Consider the following 25185-nt stretch of genomic DNA (forward strand, 5'->3'; position numbering starts at 1 on the left):
TAAATCATACATGATTTCTCACTATGGTTGTCAATTATTTTTTTTATATTTTTTTATCTGTTGCATTTAATTTTACAACGAACCAAAAAATACAAATTAATAGATAAAATATCGTCGATATATGGGGAAATATTAATTTTTATTTAAAATATTAATCCAAAAAATATATATATTAATATTTTTTTACAATTTAACAAATTAGTTTATTGGTAATTAAGGCATGATTAAATTTCGACAATTCGACAAAAAGCCAATTAAAGTTATATAAAAAGTATGAATATAGCTTGTTTCATATTTTTAGTAGAATTGAATATATATTATAAAAAGTAAGAAAAAAGGAGGACATATTAATATATGCTTAATTATTTATGGGGATTTATGATTTTGATTGGTATTATATTTGCTGCTTTTACAGGAAAAGTGGGAGAAGTAACTCAAATGGCTATAACTTCTTCAAAGGAAGGAGTACAAATATGTATTACTTTATTAGGAGTTTTAAGTTTTTGGATGGGAATTATGAAAATAGCTCAAAAGTCAGGGCTTATTAATGTTTTAACTGTTAAATTAAGACCTATTCTTAAATTTTTATTTCCAGATATACCAGATGGCCATAATGCACAAAAATATATAGCTACTAATTTAATTGCCAATGTTTTAGGCCTTGGATGGGCAGCAACTCCTCCTGGATTAATGGCTATGAAAGAATTACAAAAACTTAATCTTAAAAAAGATGAAGCCAGTAATGCCATGTGTATGTTTCTAATTATAAATATATCTTCTGTTCAGCTTATTTCTGTAAATATTATTGCTTATAGAGCACAATATGGTTCTACTAATCCATCAGAAATTATTGGTCCATCTTTATTATCTACTCTAGTATCAACCATAGTAGGAGTTATATTTGCACTTATTATGCAAAGGAGGAGAAAAGTATGAAATTGATTTTATATATTTCTGATTTTATGCTCCCAGGAATATTAATGATAATATTAATTTATGGTTTATTAGAAAAAGTAAATATATTTGATACTTTTATAGAGGGGGCTAAAGAAAGTGTAAATGTTATTATGACCATAATGCCAACTTTAATTGGTCTTATGGTAGCTGTAGGAATAATTAGGGCTTCAGGAGCTTTAGATTTAATAGAGAGAGGATTAAAACCTATTTTTTCATTTACATCTTTTCCGTTGCAGCTTATCCCTTTAAGTATTCTTAGAACTATATCTTCTTCAGCTAGTTTAGGTTTAGTATTGGATTTATTTAAACAATACGGTCCCGATTCATTTATTGGTAGATTAGTTTCTGTCATGATGGGATGCACTGAAACTATTTTTTATACTATGTCAGTATATTTTATGTCCGTTGGAATTAAAAAAACAAGATATACCCTTACAGGAGCTATTCTTGCTAATCTAGCGGGAATTATTGCTTCTTTTTATATTACATTATGGGTTTTTGGAAAATAAAAAGGAAGCTATTAGCTTCCTTTTTATTTTAATTCACTTACAACTTTTTTAAGAGCTTCTAAAGCTTCTTTAGGAAGTTTATCAAATCCACCTTTTTCTGTTTCTCTAGATTCAACGAATTTGATTCTATCTTCCATTCTCTTTCTTAATTGGTCTACATATTCAGGATCATTTAAATCAGGAACATATCCTTCAACTTCTAAGATTTCAATATCAGAGAAGTTACCCCAAGGTTTAAACTTAGCAGTTCCTTCTATAATAGATTCTAATACTCCTAAAGTAACAGCAGGAGTTACTTTTTTATCCATGAAGAATCCAGTATTTAGAATGTAGCAATCAACATTTCTTTCAGCAAATAATGATTTAAATTTATTATAGTCATCAGCTAATGGGTATGTTCTAAATGGGTTAGCATAAGGTTCTACAACTAATGCATTAGGGTCTACTCCTGGAGCAAGTCTTTCAGCTGATGTTCTTTTTGTAGCTAATGTAGCTCCCATAACAGAAGCAAGTTCAGCTCCTCTTAATTTTACAACTGGAGGAAGAGTTGGGTCTTTCATTAACCAGAAAATAGCATTAACAGGTTCGTCAAATTTATCAACTCTATTAGGTGACCATAATTTAGATTTAACAGCACGTCCGTTTCCATTACGGATATCTTCTGTAACAAGAACTACTTTACCATCTTCATCAAAAGTAGCACCATTATTTTGTACTGTTAATAAGAATTTATTATCTTCAGATGTTAAAGGATAATCTTGAGTTTTATCAAAATAAGCAGGTTCTAAAGCAACAGAAGAACCATTTTCTGTAGAGATAATAAATGCATCATCATGTAAAACTGTAATATCATATTTATTGTTATGACGAGCATGAGTAATAGTAGATTTACCGGATCCAGATAATCCAAATACTCCAGCTACGAATTTTTTACCATTAGGTAAATTATAACGTTTTTGTCCACCATGGCAGGATGCATATCCATTACGGTTTGCAATAGCCCATGCTAATGTAAGAGTACCTTTTTTATGTTCTCCAAAATATCTCATTCCAAGAAGAGCAGCACAGTTATGAGCTGGATCAAAGAAAGTTAATCCTAGTGGATGTTCACTATGAGACCAATCAGGATCAGAGAAAATATAGATGTCTCCTTCTCCTTCAATTACTTTTGATTCACTATACATTTTTGCATATTTATCATTAATATATTGGAAATTTAAAAGCCAAGAATACATAATATTTTCATGACCTTCTGGAATTAAGAGGTGAGCTCTTACCATAAAGTCAGGGTCAAGTCCTACAAATGCTTCTGCATGATATAATTTTCTATATCTTGTACCGTAAATAGCTTCCCTAATTTTTGCAGCATATTCTTCTTGATCAACACCAGGTTCTCCAAGGATTCTTCTAGCGGCAGCACATCTTCCTTTTACGGCTCCATCATTAAATAGAAGAACTTTTGCATCTTCATCAAGACCAATTTCTTCTGGTTTATATACAGGCATATCAGTTACAATAGTTCCAGGAGAAGCAGCAGCTAATTTATATGCTTCTTTTAAAGAATTAACTTTAACTACGTTATTACCATAAAAAGGCGTTTCAATAGTTGTTCTGATTTGAGAGAAAATAGGATTATTAGATCCAATTTTGTCTCTTGAAAATCTTGATTGTGTTGACATAGCTTAATCCTCCTTATAATTATTATCATTGAATAGAGAAAATAAATAAAATTAAAATTTTCCCCAACATAATAATACATGATATATTCTAAAAGTGTCAAGAAAGTAGTAAAAAAATTAACAAAGTTTAAATGTTTAATTTTTGCTTTTTTTTTAAAAAGCATATATAATAATTTTTAATAAATTTAATGAAACTATACATATAATAAAATAATTTGGAGGGCTAATATGAGTAAAAAAACCTATTACATTACAACACCTATTTATTATCCTAGTGATAAACTTCATATAGGACATTCTTATACTACTGTTGCTGCTGATGCTATGGCAAGATATAAAAGACTTAGAGGATATGACGTAAAGTTTTTAACAGGAACTGATGAACATGGCCAAAAAATTGAAAGAATAGCAAATAAAAAAGGAGTTACCCCAAAAGCTTATGTCGATTCTATTGTAGAATGGATAAAAGATTTATGGAAAATAATGAACATAAGTTATGATAAATTTATTAGGACAACGGATGATTATCATGAAAAAACTGTTCAGAAAATATTTAAGAAACTTTATGAAAAGGGAGATATATATAAAAGTTCTTATGAAGGATGGTACTGTACTCCTTGTGAAACCTTTTTTACAGAAAGACAATTAAATGATGGGAAATGTCCTGATTGTGGTAGAGAAGTAGAAAAGGTTAAAGAAGAAAGCTACTTTTTTAAATTATCAAAATATCAAGATAAGTTAATTGAATATATAGAAAATCATCCAGAATTTATACAACCTCAAACAAGACAAAATGAAATGATTAATAATTTCTTAAAACCAGGACTTGAAGATCTTTGTGTATCTAGAACATCTTTTAAATGGGGAATTCCTGTAGAGTTTGACCCTGGACATGTGGTATATGTATGGGTTGATGCCCTATCTAATTATATTACAGCTTTAGGCTACTTATCTGAAAATGATGAAGAATATAAAAAATATTGGCCAGCAGATGTTCATTTAGTAGGGAAAGAAATTGTACGTTTTCATACTATTATATGGCCAGCTATTTTAATGGCTTTAGGAGAACCTTTGCCAAAGCAAGTTTTTGGGCATGGTTGGCTTATAATAGATGGAGGTAAAATGTCAAAATCCAAGGGAAATGTAGTAGACCCTAAAGTATTAGTAGACAGATATGGTTCAGATGCTATTAGATACTTTTTACTTAGAGAAGTTGCCTTTGGACAAGATGGAAACTTTAGCAATGAAGCTTTAATTCAAAGAATTAATTCAGACCTTGCTAATGATTTTGGAAATTTACTATCAAGAACAGTGGCTATGATAGGTAAATATTTTAATAATACTTTAATAGAGGAAAGAGAAGCTACAGAATTTGATGAAGATTTAAAAAATATGGCCATTGCAACTGTTGATAAAGTAGAAGGATATATGGAAAAACTTTTGTTTAGCGATGCATTAGCAGAAATTTGGAATCTCATTAGAAGAGCTAATAAATATATTGATGAAACAACTCCTTGGATTATAGCTAAGGATGAATCTAAGAAAGCACAATTAGCTAATATTTTATATAACTTAGGAGAAGTTATTCGTATTGTTTCCATTTTAATTTATCCTTTTATGCCTGCTACTCCAAAAAAAGTATGGGAACAATTAGGAATTAAAGAAGGAAATGCTACAACTTGGGATAGCACAAAAGTATGGGGAACTCTTCCTAAAAACTTTACTGTTAAAAAAGGAAAAGTTTTATTCCCAAGAATAGATTTAAAAGTTGAATTAGAAAAATTAGAAGAAGCTCAAAAGAAAAGTCAAAAAGAATCAGTTGTAAAAACAGAAGAAAAAGAAAAAGATAATTATATATCTATAGATGATTTTGCTAAAGTAGACCTTAGAATAGGAGAAGTAATTAAATGCGAAAAAATAGAAAAAGCAGATAAACTTTTAAAATCTCAAATAAAAATAGGTGATGAAGTAAGACAAATCGTATCTGGAATTGCAAAACACTATACTCCAGAAGAAATGGTAGGGAAAAAAGTTATAGTAGTGTGTAATTTAAAACCTGTAAAATTAAGAGGAGTATTATCAGAAGGAATGATATTAGCAGCTTCTGATGAAAATGGTAATTTAGTTTTAGCGTCTACAGATAAAGATATAGAAAGTGGGGCAAAGGTTAAATAATGTATTTCGAATCTCATGCACATTATGATGATGAAGCTTTTGATGAAGATAGAGAAAGTCTTATAGAAAGTTTTAAAAAAGAAGGTATTGATTATATTATTCAAGTAGCTGGTGATATTTTATCATCTAAAAAAAGTTTAGAATTAGCTAATAAATATGACTTTATATATTGTAGTTTAGGGGTACATCCCCATGAAGTTGAAGAATTAGATGAAGTTAAATTTAATGATTTAAAAAGTCTTACAAAAGAAAAAAAAGTAGTTGCAATAGGAGAAATAGGACTTGACTATCATTATGAAAATTCACCAAAAGATTTGCAAAAATATTGGTTTAAAAAACAATTAGAATGGGCAAAAGAAGTAGATTTGCCTGTTATTATTCATAGTAGGGAAGCAAGTCAGGATACTTTTGATATAATGGAAGAATCAAAAATTACAAAAGGAGTAATTCACTGTTATTCAGGTAGTGTAGAAATGGCTAAGGAATATATAAAGAGAGGTTTTTATATTGGAGTAGGAGGCACATCTACTTTTAAAAACGCCAAAAGAATTGTAGAAGTAGTTAAAGAGATACCCCTATCTTCTATATTAATAGAAACAGATTCCCCTTATTTAGCTCCTACTCCTTTTAGGGGAAAAAGGAATGATTCTACTAAATTAAAGTATATAGTGGAAAGAATTGCTCAATTAAAAGGGATATTACCAGAAGAAGTAGCTAAGGTAACAAAAGAAAATGGATTAAAATTATTTGAAATTTAAGAACAATTAAATTTTAATTACAAAAAAATAATAGGAAATTAATTATACCAGAATATGTAAAGTGCTTAAATGCTTTATATATTCTGGTTTTTTTATATATGTTAAGAAAATATAAATTTTAGTTTACAAAATTATAAATACTTATGAATAAGATATTAAAAATGTGTATAATATAGTAATAACAATATATTTGGTAATTTTTTATATTAAAAAGTTTTAAAATTTGACAACAGATAATTTTATAACTATAATACCAAAGGTATTAGTTTAAGTACAAGGAGGTACTATGATGAATAAAAAAACTAGAACCTTAGTGTTTATTATGGTCATGTTTTTATTGGGGTCAAGTAGCGCAACAGCGTATCAATTAATGTTAAAAGAAGTAACAGTTATTGATGATGAAAAAGTTGCTACATATAAAACTCCAGCATCTACAGTAGAAGAATTTTTAGAAAAGCAAGGTATTACTTTAGATATAGAAGACGAAATTAATGTGGAAATAGATGATCCTATAGAAGAGGGAATGACCATAGAAATAATTAGGTCTGTTCCAGTTAAAATGGAATTAGATGGAGAAGAAAAAATAGTTTATACTAAGGCTAAAACTGTAGAAGACTTCTTAAAAGAGCAAAATATTGCATTAGGAGAGAAGGGAAGTATAAATGTTTCTTTAGATAAGGAAATAGTTCCTGAAATGGAATTAGAGATTAAAACCTATAAGGTGGAAGTTGTTACTCATAAGGAATATATCCCTTTTGAAACTGAAATAAAAGAAACTCTTAATTTAGAACCAGGAGAAAAACAGATAACTATTGCAGGAGAAAGAGGTGTAAAAGTAGTAACTACTAAAATAGAATATATTGGTGGTGTAGCACAAAATACAGAAATTATATCTAGTGAAGTTATAAAAGAGCCAAGAAATGAATTAATAAAAATTGGTGCTGAAAATGTAGTAGAAGATGCGAATGGTAAAAAATATAAATATAAAGAAGTGCTGACTATGAGTGCTACAGCATATACTGCTAGTTTTAAAGATACAGGAAAGACCCCAGATCATCCGGCTTTTGGTATTACCTATACAGGAACAAGGGCAAAAGTTGGTACTGTAGCAGTAGACCCAAATGTAATCCCTCTTGGAACTAAATTATTTGTTGAAGGGTATGGATATGCTGTTGCAGAAGATATAGGGGGAGCTATTAAAGGAAATAAAATAGATTTATATTTTGATACTCAAGAAGAAGCTGATAATTTTGGAAGACAAACAAGAAAAGTATATATATTAGAAGATCAATAAGGTCGGTAATATCCGACCTTATTTAACTAAGGGAGGAATAATATGGAGATAATAGCAACTCCGAATAAAACAAAAGAGATATTAAGTAAATATCCTTTTGTATTTAGAAAAAAATATGGACAAAATTTTTTAATAGATACTCATGTTTTAAATAAAATTATAAAAGGTGCAGATATAAAAGAAGATGATTGTGTGTTAGAAATAGGCCCGGGAATAGGAAGTTTAACTCAAAGTTTAGCTCTAAGGGCAAAAAAAGTAATAGCAGTAGAAATAGATGACCAGTTAATTCCTATATTAAAAGAAACTTTAGGAGAGTATGAGAATATAGAAATAATTCATCAAGATATATTAAAGGTAGATCTTAAAAAATTAATAGAAGATAAAAATAATAATGAACCTATAAAAGTAGTAGCAAATCTTCCATATTATATTACAACGCCTATTATTATGGGGCTACTAGAAAATAAACTTCCAATTACTAGTATTACTATAATGGTTCAAAAAGAAGTAGCTAAAAGATTAACAGCATCTCCAGGTAATAAAGATTATGGAGCTATTTCTTTAGCTGTAAATTATTATGCTAAACCGAAGTTAATAGCTAATGTCCCACATAATTGTTTTATTCCAAGACCTAATGTAGATTCTGCAGTAATAAAACTAGAAGTTTTAGATGAACCTCTAGTAAAAGTTAAAGATAAACAATTATTTTTTAATATCATAAAAGCTGGATTCATACAAAGAAGAAAAACTCTTATAAATACTTTATATAAACAAAAAATAGTTTCATTATCTAAAGAAGAAATGGCAAATTTATTTAAAACAATAGGAATAAACGAAAATATCAGAGCAGAAATGCTTTCTATTTATGATTTTGCTAAAATATCTGATGCACTAAGTAAAAATTAATATAAAAAAGCATATTTTTAATTCTCCTCCAATATATTATAAAGACAAGGTATAAAAAGGGGGAGATTATTTGATAAATAGAAAAGAGTATTATAAAACTTTTATAATCTTAAAGCCTGATACAAGGGGATATGCTTTAGATAATAAGGAACCGTCAGGATTTTGTAAAATTGATGCTTATGGGAATAAGGCTAAAGTACAAGTGAGTGTACAAAATTTAAAACCTATTTCAGAGGATAGAGGATATAATATTTATTTATTAGCAAATTGCAGGGATGGAGTTAGACAAGTTTTATTAAAATCTTTTTATGTTGATGAAAAAGGAAAAAGGGATCTAAAATTTGATATGAATAGATATAATGTAGAAGGAACTAACCTATCCATAGAGGAATTTGAAGGTGTAGGAATATTAGTAGAAAAGGATGGATATATTTTATCTCCTTTAATAGGATTTAAAAAAGAGCCATTTATGTGGAAGGTTGCAAAGAACAATGTAAAAAAGGAAACAAAAAATAAAGAATCCGATAAGTTAGAAAAAAGGGAAGAAAAAATAGAGATAAATCCTTTTACAGATAAAAAAGAAGCACAAGAAAAAAATGATATAAAAATAGAAGTAAAAAAGGAAACAGATAATAGAAATAATGTTGAAATAGAAAAAGAAGAAATAGAAATAAATAAAAATCAAGAAATAGAAAAAACAAAAGAAGAAGTAAAAAAAGAAATTTTAGTAGATAAAGAAATAGCAGAAAATAAGAAAGATAGTATTATAGAGGAATATTTTACTCCTAATAAGAGATTATATAATTTTCAAAGGGAGAAACCTAAAAAAGAGGATTTTTTAAAAGATATCATAAATAAAAGTATAAGAATGAATCCTTTTGAAAAAGTTAATGAAGATATGGAATGGTATAGAATATCTTATGAAGAGTTGCCCCTTATTGTAGATTATCCTTGGAGATGGTATTCTAATCCTTATCTTTTAGTAGGAGCTAAAAAATATAATCATCTTTTATTAGGGAAAAATAAAGAGTTAAATACTTATTGTTTGGGGATACCAGATATTTATTTTCCTAAAACAAAAGAAGGGGCAAAAAGATTTGGATGTAATACCTTTTTGTGTTGTAGAGATATAAAACCTGCTCCAGGAGAATATGGATATTGGATTATAAATTTACCTATTTAATTTAAAGTAAAAATTTGAATGTGTTTTAACACATTCTTTTTTATTTATGGAAAATTATAAAAATGATAAAAAGGGTGAATAAACACCCTTTTAGTTATTAGTTTAATTTTTCAATATATTCTGCTGCTTCCATTACTTTATCTTGATGAATTTTTTGAACCACATTAGTACCGTGGGTTCTACTATTTAAAAAGTGTATATCTACATGACCATCCATTCCATTATTTTTTACAGAATCTAAATTTTGTCCTGTGCCATATCCACCACTTCTTTCATCAACTATAACTATAGCTGGTTTATTATCAACTCCAGCATGGGGCATAGCAGTCATAGACCCAGCTATTAAATGTCCATCTACTTCAACTACAACAGCTCGTCTTTCCCAGCTATATTCTCCCCATATTTCCTTCATAATTTCTGTATCTTCTTTAGTTAAAGTTTCTACATCAGCATGATTTGTACCAAAAGTTCTTTTAATCATAAAAGATTTACCAGTTTTTATATCAGTAACTTTAGCATTCATACCCCTAGGGAAAATATATTGAACTTGATTAAACCAATCTATAGCTCCATTTAAAGAAGAAGTATCATTATCATCGACAAATAAAGCACTATATGTATTTTCTCCTACAATTCCGTCTACTACAAGTCCTTTGTCTTTTTGAAAAGCTCTCACTGCATTATCAGTAATATATCCAAAATATCCTGTAGCAGTAGGATAGTTAAAGTATCCAAGTTTTTTTAATTCAGTTTGAATTTTTTTTACTTCTGTTCCACTCATACCCCTTTTTATAAGTAAGGCAGAAACATTTTGAGGAATTATAAAAAAAGATAAAACTAGAAAAATTGTAAACCATTTTTTAATAATATTCATGGGCTTCCTCCTGCTAGTTAGATTACATAATATGTTTACAAATTTATTTTATTATAAAATAATTAATTTGTAAACCTTGTTTTAATACTTTTGCAATAGATAATAAGTATTTAACTTTTATTATATTTAATGCATAAAATATATAAAGGGGGGTTTTTATGAAAATACATACAAAAATTAAATTTAAAATTCGTCAATATGGATATGGTTATAAAAATATAAAATCTCATTCTAGAGAAATTGCAAAAAAAATAGGGGAAATGGATAAGTATTTAGATGATGTGATAAATCATAAAAAAAGAAGAAAAAAATAAAATCAACCAAAGGGTTGATTTTATAATTAATCAATTAATGATTTTAAAAATTTAGTTATATTTTCTAAATTTAATATAAAGGTCATAAAAGAGATATACAAAGCAATAGATGCCCAAACAGGCCAATTAAATACCTTTTCATTAGAAGGCATATTTAAAGAAGTTATATTATTGTTAACTAAATTTTTATTTTTATAAATATTTCTTAAGGTATATATTAGTCCAATAGCTATGGGGGTTATAAATAGTGCAATAACAAAAATGAAGACTACTCCCATTAATTTATCCATAAATGTAACATTTTCAATTAAATTCGCTGTATTTTGGTTTGTATTTTGGCTGATATAAGTAATAAATTTTTGCATTAAAAATTGAGAACCATTAATAGTAAAATGTGCTACCATAGAAGGTATTATAGAGTTAGTTAATCTAACTATATAAGCAAATAAAGCTCCAAGGGCAAAGGTATATAAAAATTGTTGAAAATTAAGGTGCAACATTGCAAAAAATAATCCATTTAAGAGTATAGCTTTTTTTATGTCAATATTATCATAGCCAGATAAAAAAATACCTCTCATAGTTATTTCTTCACAAATAGCAGGAGTTAGGGCAATTACTAAAAACATTAAAATAGTAGGATAATTATTTAGTTTATTTATTACTTCTGCGATGTCATTATTAAAAAATAATCCCGTGATAGATGATAGAAACATCATAAATGGTTGGATAAATATAGAAATAGATACGGATAATAAAATAGTAGTAAAACCAGGCCAATTAAGTCTTAGAGTTTTTTTAATAGATTCTTTTGTAATTATAAAATATATTATAGAAGGAATTATTAAAAATAAAATTTGATTTATAACAAGCAAAAGGGGATATGGTAAATTACTAAACCATGGAAATAAAAAATAACTTAAAATGGATAAACATATGCTACCTAAACTTCCAAGAAGAATTAAAATAAATACAAATATATTGGCTTTAAGAACTTTATTCATTATTTCACCTCAAATAATATTTTTATGACATGATAACAAATAAATAAATAATCATCCAGATAAAAGGTTGCAAAAATCAATATATTATAATATAATAATATTAAAGAATAGTAAGGAGGGATTTAGTATGGCAATGCAATTTACAGATTCAAATTTTGAAAAAGAAGTTCTTGAATATAAAGGTACAGTTTTAGTTGATTTTTTTGCAGTATGGTGTGGACCTTGTAAAATGATGAGTCCTATAATAGATGAACTTTCTACTAAATATGAAGGTAAAGTTAAAATAGGAAAATTAAATGTCGATGAAGAACCAAGTACAGCGGCTAAATACGGAATAATGAGTATTCCTACTATAATGATATTTAAGGATGGAAAAGTAGTAGATAAAGTAGTAGGAGCTCTACCAAAACAAGAATTAGAAAATCGTTTAAGTAAATGGATGTAAAAGGGATTAATTAATCCCTTTTTTATTTAGTCTTTTTTCTATCCATTTATTAAATAATGACCTAAAGACAGCAAATGCAGGTACTCCTATTAGCATTCCTAACACTCCAAATAATGCTCCACCTACTATAATAGCAAATATAACCCAAAAGGGACTAAGACCTGTAGAATCTCCTAATATTTTAGGCCCTAAAATAATGCCATCAAATTGTTGTAGGGCAAATATAAATAAGCTAACCCAAAGGGCTTTTATAGGACTTATAAAAAGAGTAATTAATACCGCAGGAATTGCTCCTATAAAAGGGCCAAAATAAGGAATCATATTTGTAATACCAACAATTACTGAGATAAGCAAGGCATAGGGATTTTTTAAAAATAGCATGCCGATAAAACATAAAACTCCCATTATAAAAGAATCAATAAATTTTCCAACAAAGAAGCGGTTAAACATATAGTGACTTTCTTTAGCAATCTCAATTATTTTGTCAGCAGTTTTAACTTTAAATAAAGCATATATAAAATTTTTAAGTTTTTCAATAAATTTTTCCTTTTCATTTAATAAATAAAAGCCTATCATAAGTCCTAATAAAAGATTTAAAAGACTAGATGTAATTCCTAAGGCACTATTAATAATATATGTAAAGATTCGATTAAATACCAAACTAGATTGTTGTATTAAGGAATTTATATTATTATCAAATATAGATTTAAAGTCATAATATTCCAGATATCCAGAATTAGATAAGAAATTTTCAAGTTCATTTTCTAATATTATAAGATTTTCTGGAAGTTTTTGAAATAGATCTATAATACTTTGAGAAATTTGAGGAATAACATAAATAAATGTAAGACTTAAAAATCCAAATACAGTTACATATACAATTAGAATAGAAAGAATACGTCTAAGTCTAGAATAACCTTTGCGTTTATCTAATATTTGAAGCCATTTTTCTACTTTATTAATGGCGGGACTTAAAATATAAGCAATAAAAAATCCATATATAAAAGGAGACAATATACTAAAAACTTCTTTAAAAAATAAAGAAATATAATTAGAAATTATATCTATATTACCTATAATTTTTTCAAATAAAACAGTCATAGCTAAAACTAAAAAAGCATAAAAAGATATTTTAAAATAATTTGTGTCCCAGGGTACTTTTTTCATGATATTCCTCCTATTGTAACTGTAATAACTATACAGTATCATAGTATAAAATCGTGGTCAATGGGTTTAAATTTTAAAATTGGGTATTGCAAAAAATAATTTTAAGTGTTATAATACCCATTGCGTAGAAAATCTGCACCATTAGCTCAGTTGGTAGAGCACCTGACTCTTAATCAGGGTGTCCAGGGTTCGAGCCCCTGATGGTGTACTTTGCGATTGTGGCGGAATTGGCATACGCGCTAGACTAAGGATCTAGTGTCCACTTACGGACTTGGGGGTTCGAGTCCCCCCAATCGCATTTTATAAAGTAAATAATTAGGGGTATTTAGCTGGAGTAGCTAGGTATCCTTAATTTATTTTGCAGAAAAAGTCAAAGAGGATATACCTATTTTAGGTATGTCCTCTTTTTTTGGTATATATTTCATTCATTATTAATCTCTATTCCTAATCTATTCATATAAATAGGTAAGATAATTGTATATATTAATAAAAAGCCACCCATCCAATGCATTATCATATATTTTTTTATACTTATATCAAAATTATTAAATTGATTTATATGCAAAGACAAAAACTGTATAAATCTATTATTATTAATTTTTATATTCATCTTAATCTCATCCTAAGCATGTTAAATATAAGTTAATACATTTAATTCTTATTTCGTAAAAGAAAAAATGAATAACAAGATAATGATATATTATACCATAAAATATATTTAATGTTAAAAATATTTTTATTACTTAAAATAAACTTAGTATATACTAAAATCGTATTTATAAATAACATAATTTATTGAACAAATATGCCAAATTTTGTATTATATAAGTAAATATAAATTAAAAGGAGAATGTTATGAGAGAGTTTTATAAGAAAAATAGACAAACCATAAATAAATTAATTGTTTTAATATTAATAATACTAGGATTATATTTATTTTTTAAGTATGTATTTTCTTATGTTGCTCCTTTTGTTTTTGCATGGATTCTTTCTTCTTTAATAGAACCTTTAGTAAGATGGTTTAATAAAAAATGTAAGCTGTCTAGAGGAATCTCTAGTATATTATCTATTCTTATAGTCTTAATTTTTATTGGAAGTGGACTAGTAATGATAATAATAAAGATAATTCAAGAAGCTCAAGGCTTTTTAAGAGATTTTCCTAAATATTATTATAATTTTATAAATACTATTGAAAATATAAGAGATAAAGCAGAAGGATTAATTTTTGGACTACCTATTCAAGTTCAAGGAATATTGAAAAATGGATTGGATAGTATATTAAATATTTTCCCAACGGTTTTAGGGCCTGGAGTTGGAAAAGGTTCTATAAATTTTGTTATTGCTCTTCCTAATGCTCTATTTGTTAGTATAGTAACAATAATTGCCACATTTTTTATGAGTAAAGATAGGGAAAAAATATATGCTTTTATTGAAAGACAGATGCCAAAATCTTGGATAAGAAAAATAGATATGATAAGAAGAGATTTGTTTGGAGCTTTACTTGGATATGTAAGAACTCAATTTATTTTAATGATATTTGTTTCTACTATTTCCATTATAGGCCTTATAATTCTTGGATTTAAATATGCACTTTTAATAGGAATAATAATAGGTATTGTAGATGCTTTTCCTATACTTGGTAGTGGAACGATTTTAATTCCTTGGGCAATTTATCATGGAATTAATAGAAATATATATGAAGCTTTAGGGTTATTAATTATATATGGAATAGTTGTTTTATTTAGACAAATGCTAGAACCTAAGGTTTTAGGAAGTCAAATAGGAGTATATCCCTTAGTAACTTTAATGGGAATGTACATAGGAATTAAAATATTTGGATTTATAGGTATTATTATAGGACCTATTTTCATAATTTTCTTAAAAACGATGCAAAAGTTAGGTATCATTCATCAGTGGAAATAATATAAAACTTGTATAATATTCATACTTAATTTATAATTAAAAAAAAACAAATGAGGTGTCATGGTGAGAGAAGTACATGTAAAAGAGATCGAACAAGCGGTATCAAAGCTTTGTATGGAGGCTAATTTTCATTTATCAAAAGATATAAAAGAAAGTTTAGAAAAATCAAGAGAGGAAGAAATAAGTCCTCTAGGGGAAAATATATTAGAAGATATAATAGAAAATGCTAATATAGCTAGTAAAAAAGAGATTCCCATATGTCAAGACACAGGAACTGCTGTTGTATTTATTGAAATAGGTCAAGATGTACATATAATAGGAGGAGATTTAGAAGAAGCTATTCAAAATGGTATAAGAAAAGGATATAGTGAAGGTTTTCTTCGAAAATCTATAGTAGAAGATCCATTAATAAGAGTTAATACAAAGGATAATACTCCTGGAATTATTCATTATTTGATAGTTAAAGGAGATAAAATAAAGATTACTTTAGCACCTAAGGGTGGGGGCAGTGAAAATATGAGTGCCCTTAAGATGCTAAAACCTGCTGATGGAGTAGAAGGAGTAGAAAAATTTGTTTTAGAAACGGTGGATAAAGCAGGTCCTAATGCCTGTCCACCTTTAGTTGTGGGAGTAGGAATTGGCGGCAATTTTGAGATGGCGGCTTTTCTTGCTAAAAAAGCTTTGATAAGGCCTATAGATAAAAGTAATCCTAAAAAGCATATAAAAGAAATGGAAGAAAGGCTTTTAAATAAAATAAATACCTTAGGAATTGGTCCACAAGGGCTAGGGGGGAAAATTACAGCTCTAGGAGTAAATATTGAAGTCTTTCCAACTCATATAGCTAGTTTACCAGTAGCTGTTAATATAAGTTGTCATGTTACAAGACATAAAACCATAGTTTTATAGGGGGCAATCATGGAAAAAAGAATATCATTACCACTAAAAGAAGATGTTATATTAGATTTAAAAGCAGGAGATAAAGTACTTTTATCAGGAACTATATATACAGGAAGAGATGCAGCTCATAAAAGAATGATAGAGGCATTAAATAAAGGTGAAGATTTGCCAATAGATATTAATGGGCAAGTAATATATTATGTAGGGCCTTGTCCAGCCAAGGAAAATGAAGTGATTGGAAGTTGCGGCCCTACAACTAGTGGAAGAATGGATGTCTATACTCCAGCTATATTAGAGCAGGGATTAAAAGGTATGATTGGAAAAGGCGAAAGAAGTAAGTCTGTTATAGAATCTATGAAAAAGAATAAAGCAATATATTTTACAGCTATTGGGGGGGCAGGAGCTCTTTTAGCTGATAGAGTAAAGGCTGCAGAGGTAGTTGCTTATAATGACTTAGGAGCAGAAGCTATTTATAAATTGGAAGTAGAAGATTTTCCTGTAATAGTTACTATTGATTGTGAAGGTAATAATTTATATGATACTCAAAAGGAAAGATATAAAGAATTATTAAATCAAAAATAAAAGGCGGGGGAAATATGATTTGGAACGAACATAAAGAATGTATGAGCAGAGAAGAACTAAGAATTCTTCAAGGGAAAAGACTTTGTGAAATGGTTGAAAGGGTATATCATAATGTACCTTTTTATAGGAAGAAGATGCAAGAGTTAGGATTAGAACCTGGGGATATTAAGGGCATTGATGATTTACCTAAGCTTCCCTTTACTACAAAACAAGATTTAAGAGATAATTATCCTTATAACTTATTTGCAGTACCCATGAGTGAAGTTGTAAGAGTTCATGCTTCATCTGGAACAACTGGCAGACCAACAGTAGTTGGATATACTAGAAAAGATATATCTACTTGGTCAGAAGTAGTAGCAAGATGTCTTATTTCTTCGGGAGTTAAGAAAAATGATATTATACAGATTGCTTATGGGTATGGATTATTTACTGGAGGACTTGGTCTTCATTATGGAAGTGAAAAAGTAGGAGCTACGGTTATTCCTATATCCGGTGGTAATACGAAAAAACAAATTCAGCTTATGAAAGATTTTGGGAGCACAGTACTTGCTTGTACTCCATCTTATGCCTTATATTTAGCAGAGTCTATGGAGGAAATGGGAATAAACCCTAAGGATTTAAAATTAAGAGTAGGAATATTTGGAGCAGAACCTTGGACTGAAGAAATGAGAAAGGAAATAGAAAAAAAATTGAATATTAAAGCCATTGATATATATGGTTTAAGTGAGGTAATAGGACCTGGAGTATCCTGTGAATGTGAAATGCAAAAAGGATTACATATTCAAGAAGATCATTTTATTCCAGAAACTATTGATCCTAATACCCTAGAACCGGTGTCTAATGGACAAGTAGGAGAATTAGTATTTACTACCGTAACTAAAGAAGCATTACCTCTTCTTAGATATAGAACAAGGGATTTAACAACTCTTAATTATGAAAAATGTGAATGTGGGAGAACTTTAGTTCGTATGGAAAAATGTACAGGACGAAGTGATGACATGTTAATTATTAGAGGAGTTAATGTATTTCCTTCTCAAATAGAAAGTGTACTTCTTAATATGGGAGAAACAAATCCTCATTATCTTCTTATAGTAGATAGAATAAATAATCTAGATGTATTAGAAGTATGGGTAGAAGTAGAAGGAAGCTTTTTCTCCGATGAAATTAGAAAGCTAGAATCTTTAACAGCAAGGATAAAACATCAAATAGAAAGCACTCTTGGAATAAGTGTTAAAGTGAAATTAGTAGAACCAAAGACTATTGAAAGAACTGAAGGTAAGGCTAAAAGAGTAATTGATAAAAGAAAAATTTAAGGAGGGGTAATGTGATTATTAAACAATTATCAGTTTTTTTAGAAAACAAATCAGGGAGATTAACAGAAGTAACAAAGATTTTAGGAGACTTAGGTATCAATATTTCTGCTCTTAGTATTGCAGATACAGCAGAATATGGAATCCTTAGAATGATACTAACAGATACAGATAAAGCTTACAAGGCTTTATCAGAAAAAGGATTTTCTGTAAGTTTAACAGATGTTTTGTGTCTTAAAGTTCCTCATGTTCCAGGAGCTTTAGCTAAAGCTTTAGAGATTCTTTCAAAAAAAGGAATTAGCGTTGAATATATGTATGCCTTTGAAGTGGGAGAACAGGCATTAGTAATAATTAAAACAGATGATATAAAAAAATCAATAGATCTAATAACATCTAATGAGATGGAACTTATAAAAGCTAGTGAAATTGATCAGATATAAAAATAAAACTCCATTGTCATCTTAGTTTTATTAATGATTATTTTAATAATTATTAATATTAAAGATGACTAATGGAGTTTTTTAGTACAAATCTTGAATGATTTTTTTTAAAAATGTAAAATAATAATATATCACTATTAAAAATTATTAAATAAAAGAATTAAGAAAGGTAGTAATATGAAAAATAAATATTATACATTTTTTTTATTCTTAATAATCTTAATATTAATAATTATTGGATTTATATTTTATAGAATCAATAATACTATTAATAAGGGAGAACAAAATATAGGAATGATTGTTCCAGAAAATATTCCTAGTTATCATTTTGCAATTATATATAAAGATATGGAGGACTCTAATTGGTTTTTTATAAAAAAAGGAGTAGAAAGAGCTTCTAAAGATTTTAATGTTGCCGTAGAATTTAATGGTTCATATACATATGATGAACAGGAATTAGAAAGATATATGGATATTGCCATTGCTTCAAAGGTGGATGGAATAGTTACATATGTTTGGAATGTGGATAAAACTGGCGAGTTAATAAATAAAGCTGTAGAAAAAGAGATACCTGTTATAACAATAGGTACAGACGCAGAAAAAAGTAATAGAGCCTCATTTGTAGGTGGAAATACATATGATATAGGTGCGCAATTAGGGGAATTAGCATTTTTATCTACGGAAGGAAAAGGAGAAGTAGTTATTTTAAATGGAAATAAAAAAGGTAGTGAGGCAATATTACAAAATTTAATGATATTAGGAATTCATGATGTATTAGAACAATATTCAGATATCAATATTAATATTATAGAATATGATGGTTTGAGTCTTTTTGAAATAGAAGATGCAATTACATCTTTGTTAGATCAAGATTTAAAGATTAGTACAATTATATGCACATCAACAAAAGATACCGTTATTTTAGCAGAGAGATTAATTGATTTAAACAAAGTAGATTATAACATTATTGGATATGGAATTTCCGCAGATCTTTTAGGATATATTGAAAGAGGAGTTGTTTTTGGAACAGTTACCCCAGATTTAGAACAAATGGGATATGATACAATAAAAGCTTTAGTCGATTTAAAGGAAAAGGGGAGAACTTCTGCTTATTTTAATGTTGATACATTTGTAATTACACAAGAAAATATATCTAAATATTTAAATATTGGGGAAGAATAATATGATTTCTTTAAAAGATTTAAAAAATTTTTGGAATAAAAATAAATTTAAAAAAAGATTAAGTATATATTTTTTAGCTGTTATTTTAACAATGAGTATAACAAGTATTTTTCCATTATACACTATTGGGAAACTTATGGAACAGATGAGTACAACTTTTGAAATAAATGTAAAGCTTAATTCTCTTTACGATACTCTTGAAACATTACATGAAGTATATAAAGATTATTTAACTTTAAAACATTCTAGAAGCCTTGATGGATATTATAAATATTATAGTGAATTAAAAAAAGAAGCAGATTCTATAAAAATGGATTATACCAATATTAAAAATATGCTTATGATGAAAGATATTAAAAATATGATATCTACATATTTAGAATATACAGATAGAGCAGTTATGGCAAGAAGAGGGAGAAATGTAGAAGAATATCATTTATATTATGAAGAGAGCAGTAAAGTTTTTGAATATATTAATGAATATATTACAAAACTAAATAACATTCTTTTTTTACAAAATACAGATAGATATTTATCTGTAAGAGATAGAGTTTATTTATTAGAAACTTTAAATATAGGAATGATAATAGCCATAGCTTTATTAAATATTACATTAATATTATGGTTTATTTATAATATTACAAAACCTATATCAGATCTTTCTAATGCAGCTGATGAAATAACTAGAGGAAATTATTACGTTTCACCTATAAAAGTGGATTATGATGATGAACTAGGAATTATGGCAAAAGCATTCAATAGAATGACAAAAAGTATTAGAGAATATATAAATGAAATTAAAGAAAAAGCAAAATTAGAAAGTAAATTAAAAGAAAAGGAAATGGAGAATTTAAAAATAAAAAGTGACCTTAGAGAAGCAGAACTTCATGCTCTTCAAGCACAAATTAATCCTCACTTTTTATTTAATACTTTAAATACAGGAGCTCAACTTGCCATGTTAGAAGGTGCTGATAGAGCATGTAGTTTTATAGAACATGCAGCGGAACTATTTAGATATAATATAAGAAGTTTAGATACTCCTGTTACTATTGGAGATGAGATAAAAAATATAGAAAATTATATGCATTTATTAAAAGAAAGATTTGCAGATAAAATAGAGTTTGTTTTAGAAAAAGAAGATAATATATTAGATGTAAAAATTCCAAGTATGATATTGCAACCAATTGTGGAAAATGCGGTAGTGCATGGGCTAGGAGATGTAGAATATACAGGGGTAATATGGATTAAAGCTTATAAAGTCGATTCATTTGTAGAAATTTCTATAAAAGATAATGGAAAAGGAATGACCCAGGAAAAAATTAAAGAAATTTTAAATGAAAAAATAAAAAAGAATAAAGATAAAAGATTTTCTAATGGTATAGCTATTAACAATATTTTAAGTAGATTGAAAATTTTTTATAGTAGAGAAGATATTATAAGTATAAAAAGTGAATTAGGAGAGGGAACAGAAGTTTTATTAAGAATACCTATTAATATTGGGGGAAATATTGATGATTAAAATAATGCTTGTAGATGATGAAAAAATAGTAATAGATTCTCTAAAATTTATTCTTGAGAAAAATTTTGATAGTGATATAAAAATTGTTGGAACAGCAAGGTCAGGTAGGGAGGCCATTGAAAAAGCAGATATTTTTTTCCCAGATATTATATTTATGGACATAAGGATGCCAGGGATTAATGGAATAGAAGCTGTAAAAGAAATAAAAAAACGACATCAAAATACAATTTTTATTTTATTAACAGCTTTTGATAAATTTGATTTTGCTAAAGAAGCTGTGAATTTAGGAGTATTTGAATATCTTTTAAAACCTGTAAATCGCAGAAAAGTTGTAGAAGTTGTAAAAAAGGCGTCACAATTAATAAAGGAAGAAAGAGAGAAAAGAAAGACAGAATTAGAATTAAAAGAAAAATTAGAAATTGTACTTCCTATATTAGAACATGGATTTATTTATTCTATGATATTATTTGAAGAAAATCGTAAAGAGTTAATAAATTATAAAGAACTTTTTGATATAAAAGAAAATGGAGGTTATGTTATAACTATAGAATTTGGAGAAGAAAAAAATGGAGAGTTAGAAAATAGAATAGGTTATAGTATACGAAGTCAACGTTTTTATCCTTTTTTTAGAGATGTTATTAATGGATTTAAAAGATGTATAGTAGGTCCTGTTATGTTAAATAGAATAGTTATAGTCGTCCCATATGAATATAATATAGATGAATTCACTGTTAGAATACAGGCTTTATCTTTTGCAGAACAGATATATCAAAAACTTTCTGAAAAATTAGATTGTGCTTTAAAAATAGGTATAGGAAGAATATACAGTAGTTTTGAATATCTTAGTTCTTCTTATGAAGAATCTTTAGAAGCTTTAAGAAGTTTAAATAGTGATGGGATTATGCATTATATGGATATGCCTAGTGGTTCTTTAAATACATCTGGTTATCCAAATAATAAGGAAAAATATTTATTTCAAAAAATATCTAATGGTAATATTAAGGAAAGTTTAGAGGCTTTTAATTATATATTCGATTGGCTTATAAGAGAATATAGCCACCAACCTTTGAAAATTAAAAATAAATTATTAGAAATTATTTTTTCTATTCATCGTATAGAATGGGAAAAAAATATTAATGAAGGAAATAATAAAGAGTTTTTTATTCTTGAAAAAATATTATCTATGGAAGATATGAATGAATTAAGGTTATGGTGTAAAAAGATAATAAAAAGAGTAACAAATAGTATTAAAGATAATAAAGAAAATAGGGTAGGGGAAATTACTAATATAGCAAAGGACTATATTAATAAAAATTATTCAAAACCTATTACTTTAGAAGATATTTCAAGGAAAGTAAATGTTAGCCCTCAATATTTTAGTAAATTATTTAAAGAAGAAACGGGTGAAAATTTTATTGATTATTTGACTAATGTTAGAATTTCAGCGGCTAAAAAGCTTTTATTAGAAGGTAATTTAAGTATAAAAGAGATTTGCTATAAAATAGGATATAATGACCCTAATTATTTTAGTAGAATATTTAAAAAAATAGTAGGGGTAACACCAACGGAGTATAGGTAATAAATATGGGGGAAAATAAATAAGGGGGTGTAACATGAATTATTTAAAAAAAACAATTATATTTCTATTTGTAGTTTTATTTTGTTTTTTAATAGTTATATATATGAAAAATAAAGAAGAAAAAATGGCTAATAAAGAAGGAGATAAAATAGTAATAGGTTTTGCAATGGATACTCTAGTACATGAAAGATGGTTAAGAGATAGGGATATATTTACGGCGGTGGCAAAAGAATTAGGAGCAGAAGTAATTATACAAACTGCTAATAGCGATAGCAAAGAGCAAGAAAAACAGGTAAAATATCTTTTAGATAATGACATAGATATTCTTGTTTTAGTTCCTCATGACGCAGAATATGCTGAGAGAATGGTAAGGGAAGCAAAAAGTAGAGGAGTAAAGGTGATAGCCTATGATAGATTGGTAAAAAATGCAAATGTAGATTTATATATATCTTTTGATAATGTAAAAGTAGGAGAATTAATGGGGAAGGCTATAATAGAAGCTAAACCAGAGGGAAATTATATTTTACTTAATGGTTCTAAATCAGATAATAATTCTTTTTTGCTTAATGAAGGATATTATAAAGTATTAGAACCTATGATAAATAATAAAAAAATAAATATTATAGGAGAGACTTGGGTTAAGGATTGGCTTTATGAAAATGCATTTCAGTTTACAAATGATATTCTAGCTGAAAATATACAAGTAGACGGAATTATAGCGGCTAATGATACTTTAGCGGCGGCAGCAGTAAACGCATTATCAGAAAAAAGATTAGCTGGGAAAGTTGCAGTTGTAGCTCAAGATGCGGACCTTGACGCATGTCAAAGAGTTGTTGAGGGAACGCAATTAGCGACTGTTTATAAGCCTATTGATATACTTGTTAAAACAGCTGTACAATATGCTATTGATATGGCAAAGGGAAAAGAAATTCAAACAGATGAAACAATTTATGATGGTAAATATGAAGTTCCGTATTATAAAATAGAGCCAGTATTAGTAACAAAAGAAAATATGATGGATACGGTAATCGCAGATAATTTTCATTCCTTAGAAGATGTATATATGAATGTCCCAAAATTTCTGTGGCCTAATAAGGAAAAGTAAGCTATTAATTAATAGCTTACTTTTTTTAATGATAAAAATGTCCTATATTTTTTTGAAAAATATGTAATCAGTTATAAAATATGAAGAATGTCATTAACTAAGTCTAGATAGAGTCATGTTATACTTAGCTTGTAAAAATTAAATAGGGGGAGGAAATTAAATGAAAAAGACATTATTTAAATTGATAGCTTTTGTAACAGTAGGAGTGATGTTACTAGGAACATTAGTAGGATGTGGTTCTAAAGATACAGATGGAAATGGAGATTCTTCAGCTCAAACAGAAAATGCATTAGAAAAAAGTGACGATTCTCAAAGTTCTAGTAGTAGAGTAGATATAGGAGTGGTACTTCCAACTAAAGATGAACCAAGATGGGTTCAGGATGAAACAAGATTTAAAGAAGCTTTAAAAGATACAGATTATTATGTAGAAATTTTATTTAGTCAGGGGTCTCCAGCTAAAGAAAAAGAAAATGTAGAGGCATTACTTGCTAAAGGAATTAAAGTTTTAATTATTTGTCCTCATGATGGTAGTGCAGCAGCTGCAGCAGCAGAAGCAGCTAAAAAAGAAGGAGTAACAGTAATTTCTTATGATAGACTTATAACAGATACAGATGCAATTGATTATTATGTAACATTTGATAGTGTTGCAGTTGGTATGGCACAAGCACAATATCTTGTAGATAAAGCTAGTGGTAGCGGAAATCCTCTTTATTTATATGCAGGAGCAGCTTCAGATAATAATGCATTCTTATTTTTCGAGGGGGCTTGGAAAGTATTACAACCTAAGATTGCAGATGGAACATTTGTTATAAAAAATTCTTCTGAAGCAGTGGCTTTACAAGATAAAGAAGAATTAACTCGTGAAGAAATGAGTAAAATTATTTCTCAAGTAACAACAAATTGGGATTTCAATGAAGCTAAAAGTAAAGCAGAAGCTCATTTAACAGCTGCTAAAAAAGAAGATAAAGGTGATGTATTTATTCTTGCTCCAAATGATGGAACTGCTCGTTCAATTGCCGATGTATTTGCAATGGATAAAGATGTAACAAGTTATGTAATAACAGGGCAAGACGCTGAAAAGGCTTCTATACAATACATTATTGATGGAAAACAATCTATGACAGTATTTAAAGATGTACGTACTCTTGTTAAAGATGCAATTGATATGGCAATTAATGTATTACAAGATAAGACACCAGAAACAACTGGTAGTTATAACAATGGTGAAATCGATGTAAAAGCAAAACAAACCGAAGTTATAGTAGTGGATAAAGAAAATGTAAAATCTGTATTAATTGATTCAGGATACTATGATGCATCAGAATTCACAGGAATAGAATAAGAAAATAATAAAAATAGTCAGGACTTAGTCCTGACTATTATAAA

24 protein-coding genes and 2 tRNA genes are annotated in these 25185 nt (G+C 27.9%); 21 read left to right on the forward strand and 5 right to left on the reverse strand.

Going from position 1 to position 25185, the window contains the following annotated elements; genetic code table 11:
* The first annotated feature begins 354 nt into the window (after positions 1–354).
* Both OM90_RS05085 and OM90_RS05090 read left to right on the forward strand, forming a co-directional pair.
* The gene (locus tag OM90_RS05085) at positions 355–936 is read left to right on the forward strand and encodes a nucleoside recognition domain-containing protein (protein ID WP_058485822.1); all 582 of its coding nucleotides are present in this window, start codon (positions 355–357) and stop codon (positions 934–936) included.
* A complete protein-coding gene (locus OM90_RS05090; protein ID WP_058485823.1) occupies positions 933–1466 on the forward strand; it encodes a spore maturation protein in 534 nt (177 codons plus the stop codon). The genes OM90_RS05085 and OM90_RS05090 overlap by 4 nt, the downstream gene beginning before the upstream one ends.
* Positions 1467–1489: 23 nt before the next feature.
* Here OM90_RS05090 and OM90_RS05095 read toward each other — a convergent pair whose 3' ends face one another.
* The gene (locus OM90_RS05095) at positions 1490–3145 is read right to left on the reverse strand and encodes a phosphoenolpyruvate carboxykinase (ATP) (RefSeq protein ID WP_058485824.1); all 1656 of its coding nucleotides are present in this window, start codon (positions 3143–3145) and stop codon (positions 1490–1492) included.
* A gap of 228 nt (positions 3146–3373) precedes the next feature.
* Here OM90_RS05095 and metG point away from each other — a divergent pair, with 228 nt between their 5' ends.
* The 5 genes from metG to OM90_RS05120 all read left to right on the forward strand — a co-directional run bounded on the left by metG (position 3374) and on the right by OM90_RS05120 (position 9461).
* On the forward strand, positions 3374–5320 hold the full coding sequence (gene metG, locus OM90_RS05100) for a methionine--tRNA ligase (protein ID WP_058485825.1): 1947 nt from the start codon (positions 3374–3376) through the stop codon (positions 5318–5320).
* Positions 5320–6078 (forward strand): TatD family hydrolase, encoded by a 759-nt coding sequence (locus OM90_RS05105; protein ID WP_058485826.1) that lies wholly within the window; start codon positions 5320–5322, stop codon positions 6076–6078. The genes metG and OM90_RS05105 overlap by 1 nt, the downstream gene beginning before the upstream one ends.
* Before the next feature lie 289 nt (positions 6079–6367).
* Positions 6368–7372, forward strand: coding sequence for a 3D domain-containing protein (locus OM90_RS13315; RefSeq protein WP_058485827.1), 1005 nt, complete (start codon positions 6368–6370; stop codon positions 7370–7372).
* A gap of 42 nt (positions 7373–7414) precedes the next feature.
* Positions 7415–8278, forward strand: a complete 864-nt coding sequence (rsmA, locus tag OM90_RS05115; RefSeq protein WP_058485828.1) for a 16S rRNA (adenine(1518)-N(6)/adenine(1519)-N(6))-dimethyltransferase RsmA — start codon at positions 7415–7417, stop codon at positions 8276–8278.
* A 70-nt stretch (positions 8279–8348) separates the two neighbouring features.
* Complete coding sequence (locus OM90_RS05120; RefSeq protein WP_058485829.1) at positions 8349–9461, forward strand: DUF7922 domain-containing protein; 1113 nt, start codon at positions 8349–8351, stop codon at positions 9459–9461.
* Between the two features lie 97 nt (positions 9462–9558).
* On the opposite strand, the gene OM90_RS13045 is transcribed toward OM90_RS05120, so the two are convergent.
* The gene (locus tag OM90_RS13045) at positions 9559–10335 is read right to left on the reverse strand and encodes a peptidoglycan-binding domain-containing protein (protein ID WP_058485830.1); all 777 of its coding nucleotides are present in this window, start codon (positions 10333–10335) and stop codon (positions 9559–9561) included.
* Positions 10336–10493: 158 nt separating this feature from the next.
* On the opposite strand from OM90_RS13045, the gene OM90_RS12750 reads away from it, so the two are divergent.
* Positions 10494–10649 (forward strand): hypothetical protein, encoded by a 156-nt coding sequence (locus OM90_RS12750; RefSeq protein ID WP_160323639.1) that lies wholly within the window; start codon positions 10494–10496, stop codon positions 10647–10649.
* A gap of 26 nt (positions 10650–10675) precedes the next feature.
* On the opposite strand, the gene OM90_RS05130 is transcribed toward OM90_RS12750, so the two are convergent.
* Positions 10676–11650 carry a CPBP family intramembrane glutamic endopeptidase gene (locus OM90_RS05130; RefSeq protein ID WP_058485831.1) on the reverse strand — a complete coding sequence of 325 codons (975 nt, stop codon included), beginning with the start codon at positions 11648–11650 and terminating at the stop codon, positions 10676–10678.
* Positions 11651–11777: 127 nt separating this feature from the next.
* On the opposite strand from OM90_RS05130, the gene trxA reads away from it, so the two are divergent.
* A complete protein-coding gene (gene trxA / locus OM90_RS05135) occupies positions 11778–12095 on the forward strand; it encodes a thioredoxin (RefSeq protein WP_058485832.1) in 318 nt (105 codons plus the stop codon).
* Between the two features lie 6 nt (positions 12096–12101).
* Here trxA and OM90_RS05140 read toward each other — a convergent pair whose 3' ends face one another.
* Entirely contained in the window at positions 12102–13262 is a 1161-nt protein-coding gene (locus tag OM90_RS05140; RefSeq protein ID WP_058485833.1) for an AI-2E family transporter, read from the reverse strand.
* A gap of 135 nt (positions 13263–13397) precedes the next feature.
* Between OM90_RS05140 and OM90_RS05145 the strand changes: the two genes are divergently transcribed.
* Positions 13398–13470 (forward strand) — tRNA-Lys (locus tag OM90_RS05145).
* Positions 13471–13474: 4 nt separating this feature from the next.
* Positions 13475–13560, forward strand: a tRNA-Leu gene (locus OM90_RS05150).
* Positions 13561–13683: 123 nt separating this feature from the next.
* Here the strand turns inward: OM90_RS05150 and OM90_RS05155 are convergent.
* Positions 13684–13872, reverse strand: a complete 189-nt coding sequence (locus OM90_RS05155; protein WP_058485834.1) for a hypothetical protein — start codon at positions 13870–13872, stop codon at positions 13684–13686.
* Positions 13873–14117: 245 nt separating this feature from the next.
* On the opposite strand from OM90_RS05155, the gene ytvI reads away from it, so the two are divergent.
* The 10 genes from ytvI (at position 14118) to OM90_RS05205 (ending at position 25141) form a co-directional block, all read left to right on the forward strand.
* A complete protein-coding gene (ytvI, locus tag OM90_RS05160) occupies positions 14118–15185 on the forward strand; it encodes a sporulation integral membrane protein YtvI (protein WP_058485835.1) in 1068 nt (355 codons plus the stop codon).
* A gap of 60 nt (positions 15186–15245) precedes the next feature.
* The gene (locus OM90_RS05165) at positions 15246–16091 is read left to right on the forward strand and encodes a fumarate hydratase (RefSeq protein ID WP_334292080.1); all 846 of its coding nucleotides are present in this window, start codon (positions 15246–15248) and stop codon (positions 16089–16091) included.
* A 9-nt stretch (positions 16092–16100) separates the two neighbouring features.
* Complete coding sequence (locus OM90_RS05170; protein ID WP_058485837.1) at positions 16101–16664, forward strand: Fe-S-containing hydro-lyase; 564 nt, start codon at positions 16101–16103, stop codon at positions 16662–16664.
* Between the two features lie 14 nt (positions 16665–16678).
* Positions 16679–17977: a phenylacetate--CoA ligase family protein gene (locus tag OM90_RS05175; protein WP_058485838.1), complete on the forward strand. Its 1299-nt coding sequence runs from the start codon at positions 16679–16681 to the stop codon at positions 17975–17977.
* Positions 17978–17988: 11 nt separating this feature from the next.
* Entirely contained in the window at positions 17989–18414 is a 426-nt protein-coding gene (locus OM90_RS05180) for an ACT domain-containing protein (RefSeq protein ID WP_058485839.1), read from the forward strand.
* Positions 18415–18591: 177 nt separating this feature from the next.
* Positions 18592–19596: a sugar ABC transporter substrate-binding protein gene (locus OM90_RS05185; protein WP_058485840.1), complete on the forward strand. Its 1005-nt coding sequence runs from the start codon at positions 18592–18594 to the stop codon at positions 19594–19596.
* A 1-nt stretch (position 19597) separates the two neighbouring features.
* Positions 19598–21115 carry a sensor histidine kinase gene (locus OM90_RS05190; protein WP_058485841.1) on the forward strand — a complete coding sequence of 506 codons (1518 nt, stop codon included), beginning with the start codon at positions 19598–19600 and terminating at the stop codon, positions 21113–21115.
* Positions 21108–22694 (forward strand): response regulator, encoded by a 1587-nt coding sequence (locus OM90_RS05195; protein ID WP_058485842.1) that lies wholly within the window; start codon positions 21108–21110, stop codon positions 22692–22694. The genes OM90_RS05190 and OM90_RS05195 overlap by 8 nt, the downstream gene beginning before the upstream one ends.
* A gap of 34 nt (positions 22695–22728) precedes the next feature.
* Positions 22729–23799 (forward strand): substrate-binding domain-containing protein, encoded by a 1071-nt coding sequence (locus OM90_RS05200; RefSeq protein ID WP_058485843.1) that lies wholly within the window; start codon positions 22729–22731, stop codon positions 23797–23799.
* Between the two features lie 160 nt (positions 23800–23959).
* The gene (locus OM90_RS05205) at positions 23960–25141 is read left to right on the forward strand and encodes a sugar ABC transporter substrate-binding protein (RefSeq protein ID WP_058485844.1); all 1182 of its coding nucleotides are present in this window, start codon (positions 23960–23962) and stop codon (positions 25139–25141) included.
* The last annotated feature ends 44 nt before the right edge of the window (positions 25142–25185 follow it).

The organism is Defluviitalea phaphyphila, assembly GCF_001466305.1.
Lineage (GTDB): Bacteria > Bacillota > Clostridia > Lachnospirales > Defluviitaleaceae > Defluviitalea_A > Defluviitalea_A phaphyphila.

Coding starts and splice junctions, on each gene's coding strand:
- trxA (WP_058485832.1), top strand. CDS start 11,778: ATGGCAATGCAATTTACAGATTCAAATTTTGAAAAAGAAGTTCTTGAA.
- OM90_RS05195 (WP_058485842.1), top strand. CDS start 21,108: ATGATTAAAATAATGCTTGTAGATGATGAAAAAATAGTAATAGATTCT.
- OM90_RS05170 (WP_058485837.1), top strand. CDS start 16,101: ATGGAAAAAAGAATATCATTACCACTAAAAGAAGATGTTATATTAGAT.
- OM90_RS05200 (WP_058485843.1), top strand. CDS start 22,729: ATGAATTATTTAAAAAAAACAATTATATTTCTATTTGTAGTTTTATTT.
- OM90_RS05095 (WP_058485824.1), bottom strand. CDS start 3,145: ATGTCAACACAATCAAGATTTTCAAGAGACAAAATTGGATCTAATAAT.
- metG (WP_058485825.1), top strand. CDS start 3,374: ATGAGTAAAAAAACCTATTACATTACAACACCTATTTATTATCCTAGT.
- OM90_RS12750 (WP_160323639.1), top strand. CDS start 10,494: ATGAAAATACATACAAAAATTAAATTTAAAATTCGTCAATATGGATAT.
- OM90_RS13315 (WP_058485827.1), top strand. CDS start 6,368: ATGAATAAAAAAACTAGAACCTTAGTGTTTATTATGGTCATGTTTTTA.
- rsmA (WP_058485828.1), top strand. CDS start 7,415: ATGGAGATAATAGCAACTCCGAATAAAACAAAAGAGATATTAAGTAAA.
- OM90_RS05105 (WP_058485826.1), top strand. CDS start 5,320: ATGTATTTCGAATCTCATGCACATTATGATGATGAAGCTTTTGATGAA.
- OM90_RS05190 (WP_058485841.1), top strand. CDS start 19,598: ATGATTTCTTTAAAAGATTTAAAAAATTTTTGGAATAAAAATAAATTT.
- OM90_RS05090 (WP_058485823.1), top strand. CDS start 933: ATGAAATTGATTTTATATATTTCTGATTTTATGCTCCCAGGAATATTA.
- OM90_RS05085 (WP_058485822.1), top strand. CDS start 355: ATGCTTAATTATTTATGGGGATTTATGATTTTGATTGGTATTATATTT.
- OM90_RS05205 (WP_058485844.1), top strand. CDS start 23,960: ATGAAAAAGACATTATTTAAATTGATAGCTTTTGTAACAGTAGGAGTG.
- OM90_RS05185 (WP_058485840.1), top strand. CDS start 18,592: ATGAAAAATAAATATTATACATTTTTTTTATTCTTAATAATCTTAATA.
- OM90_RS05130 (WP_058485831.1), bottom strand. CDS start 11,650: ATGAATAAAGTTCTTAAAGCCAATATATTTGTATTTATTTTAATTCTT.
- OM90_RS05175 (WP_058485838.1), top strand. CDS start 16,679: ATGATTTGGAACGAACATAAAGAATGTATGAGCAGAGAAGAACTAAGA.
- OM90_RS13045 (WP_058485830.1), bottom strand. CDS start 10,335: ATGAATATTATTAAAAAATGGTTTACAATTTTTCTAGTTTTATCTTTT.
- OM90_RS05165 (WP_334292080.1), top strand. CDS start 15,246: ATGGTGAGAGAAGTACATGTAAAAGAGATCGAACAAGCGGTATCAAAG.
- OM90_RS05140 (WP_058485833.1), bottom strand. CDS start 13,262: ATGAAAAAAGTACCCTGGGACACAAATTATTTTAAAATATCTTTTTAT.
- OM90_RS05155 (WP_058485834.1), bottom strand. CDS start 13,872: ATGAATATAAAAATTAATAATAATAGATTTATACAGTTTTTGTCTTTG.
- ytvI (WP_058485835.1), top strand. CDS start 14,118: ATGAGAGAGTTTTATAAGAAAAATAGACAAACCATAAATAAATTAATT.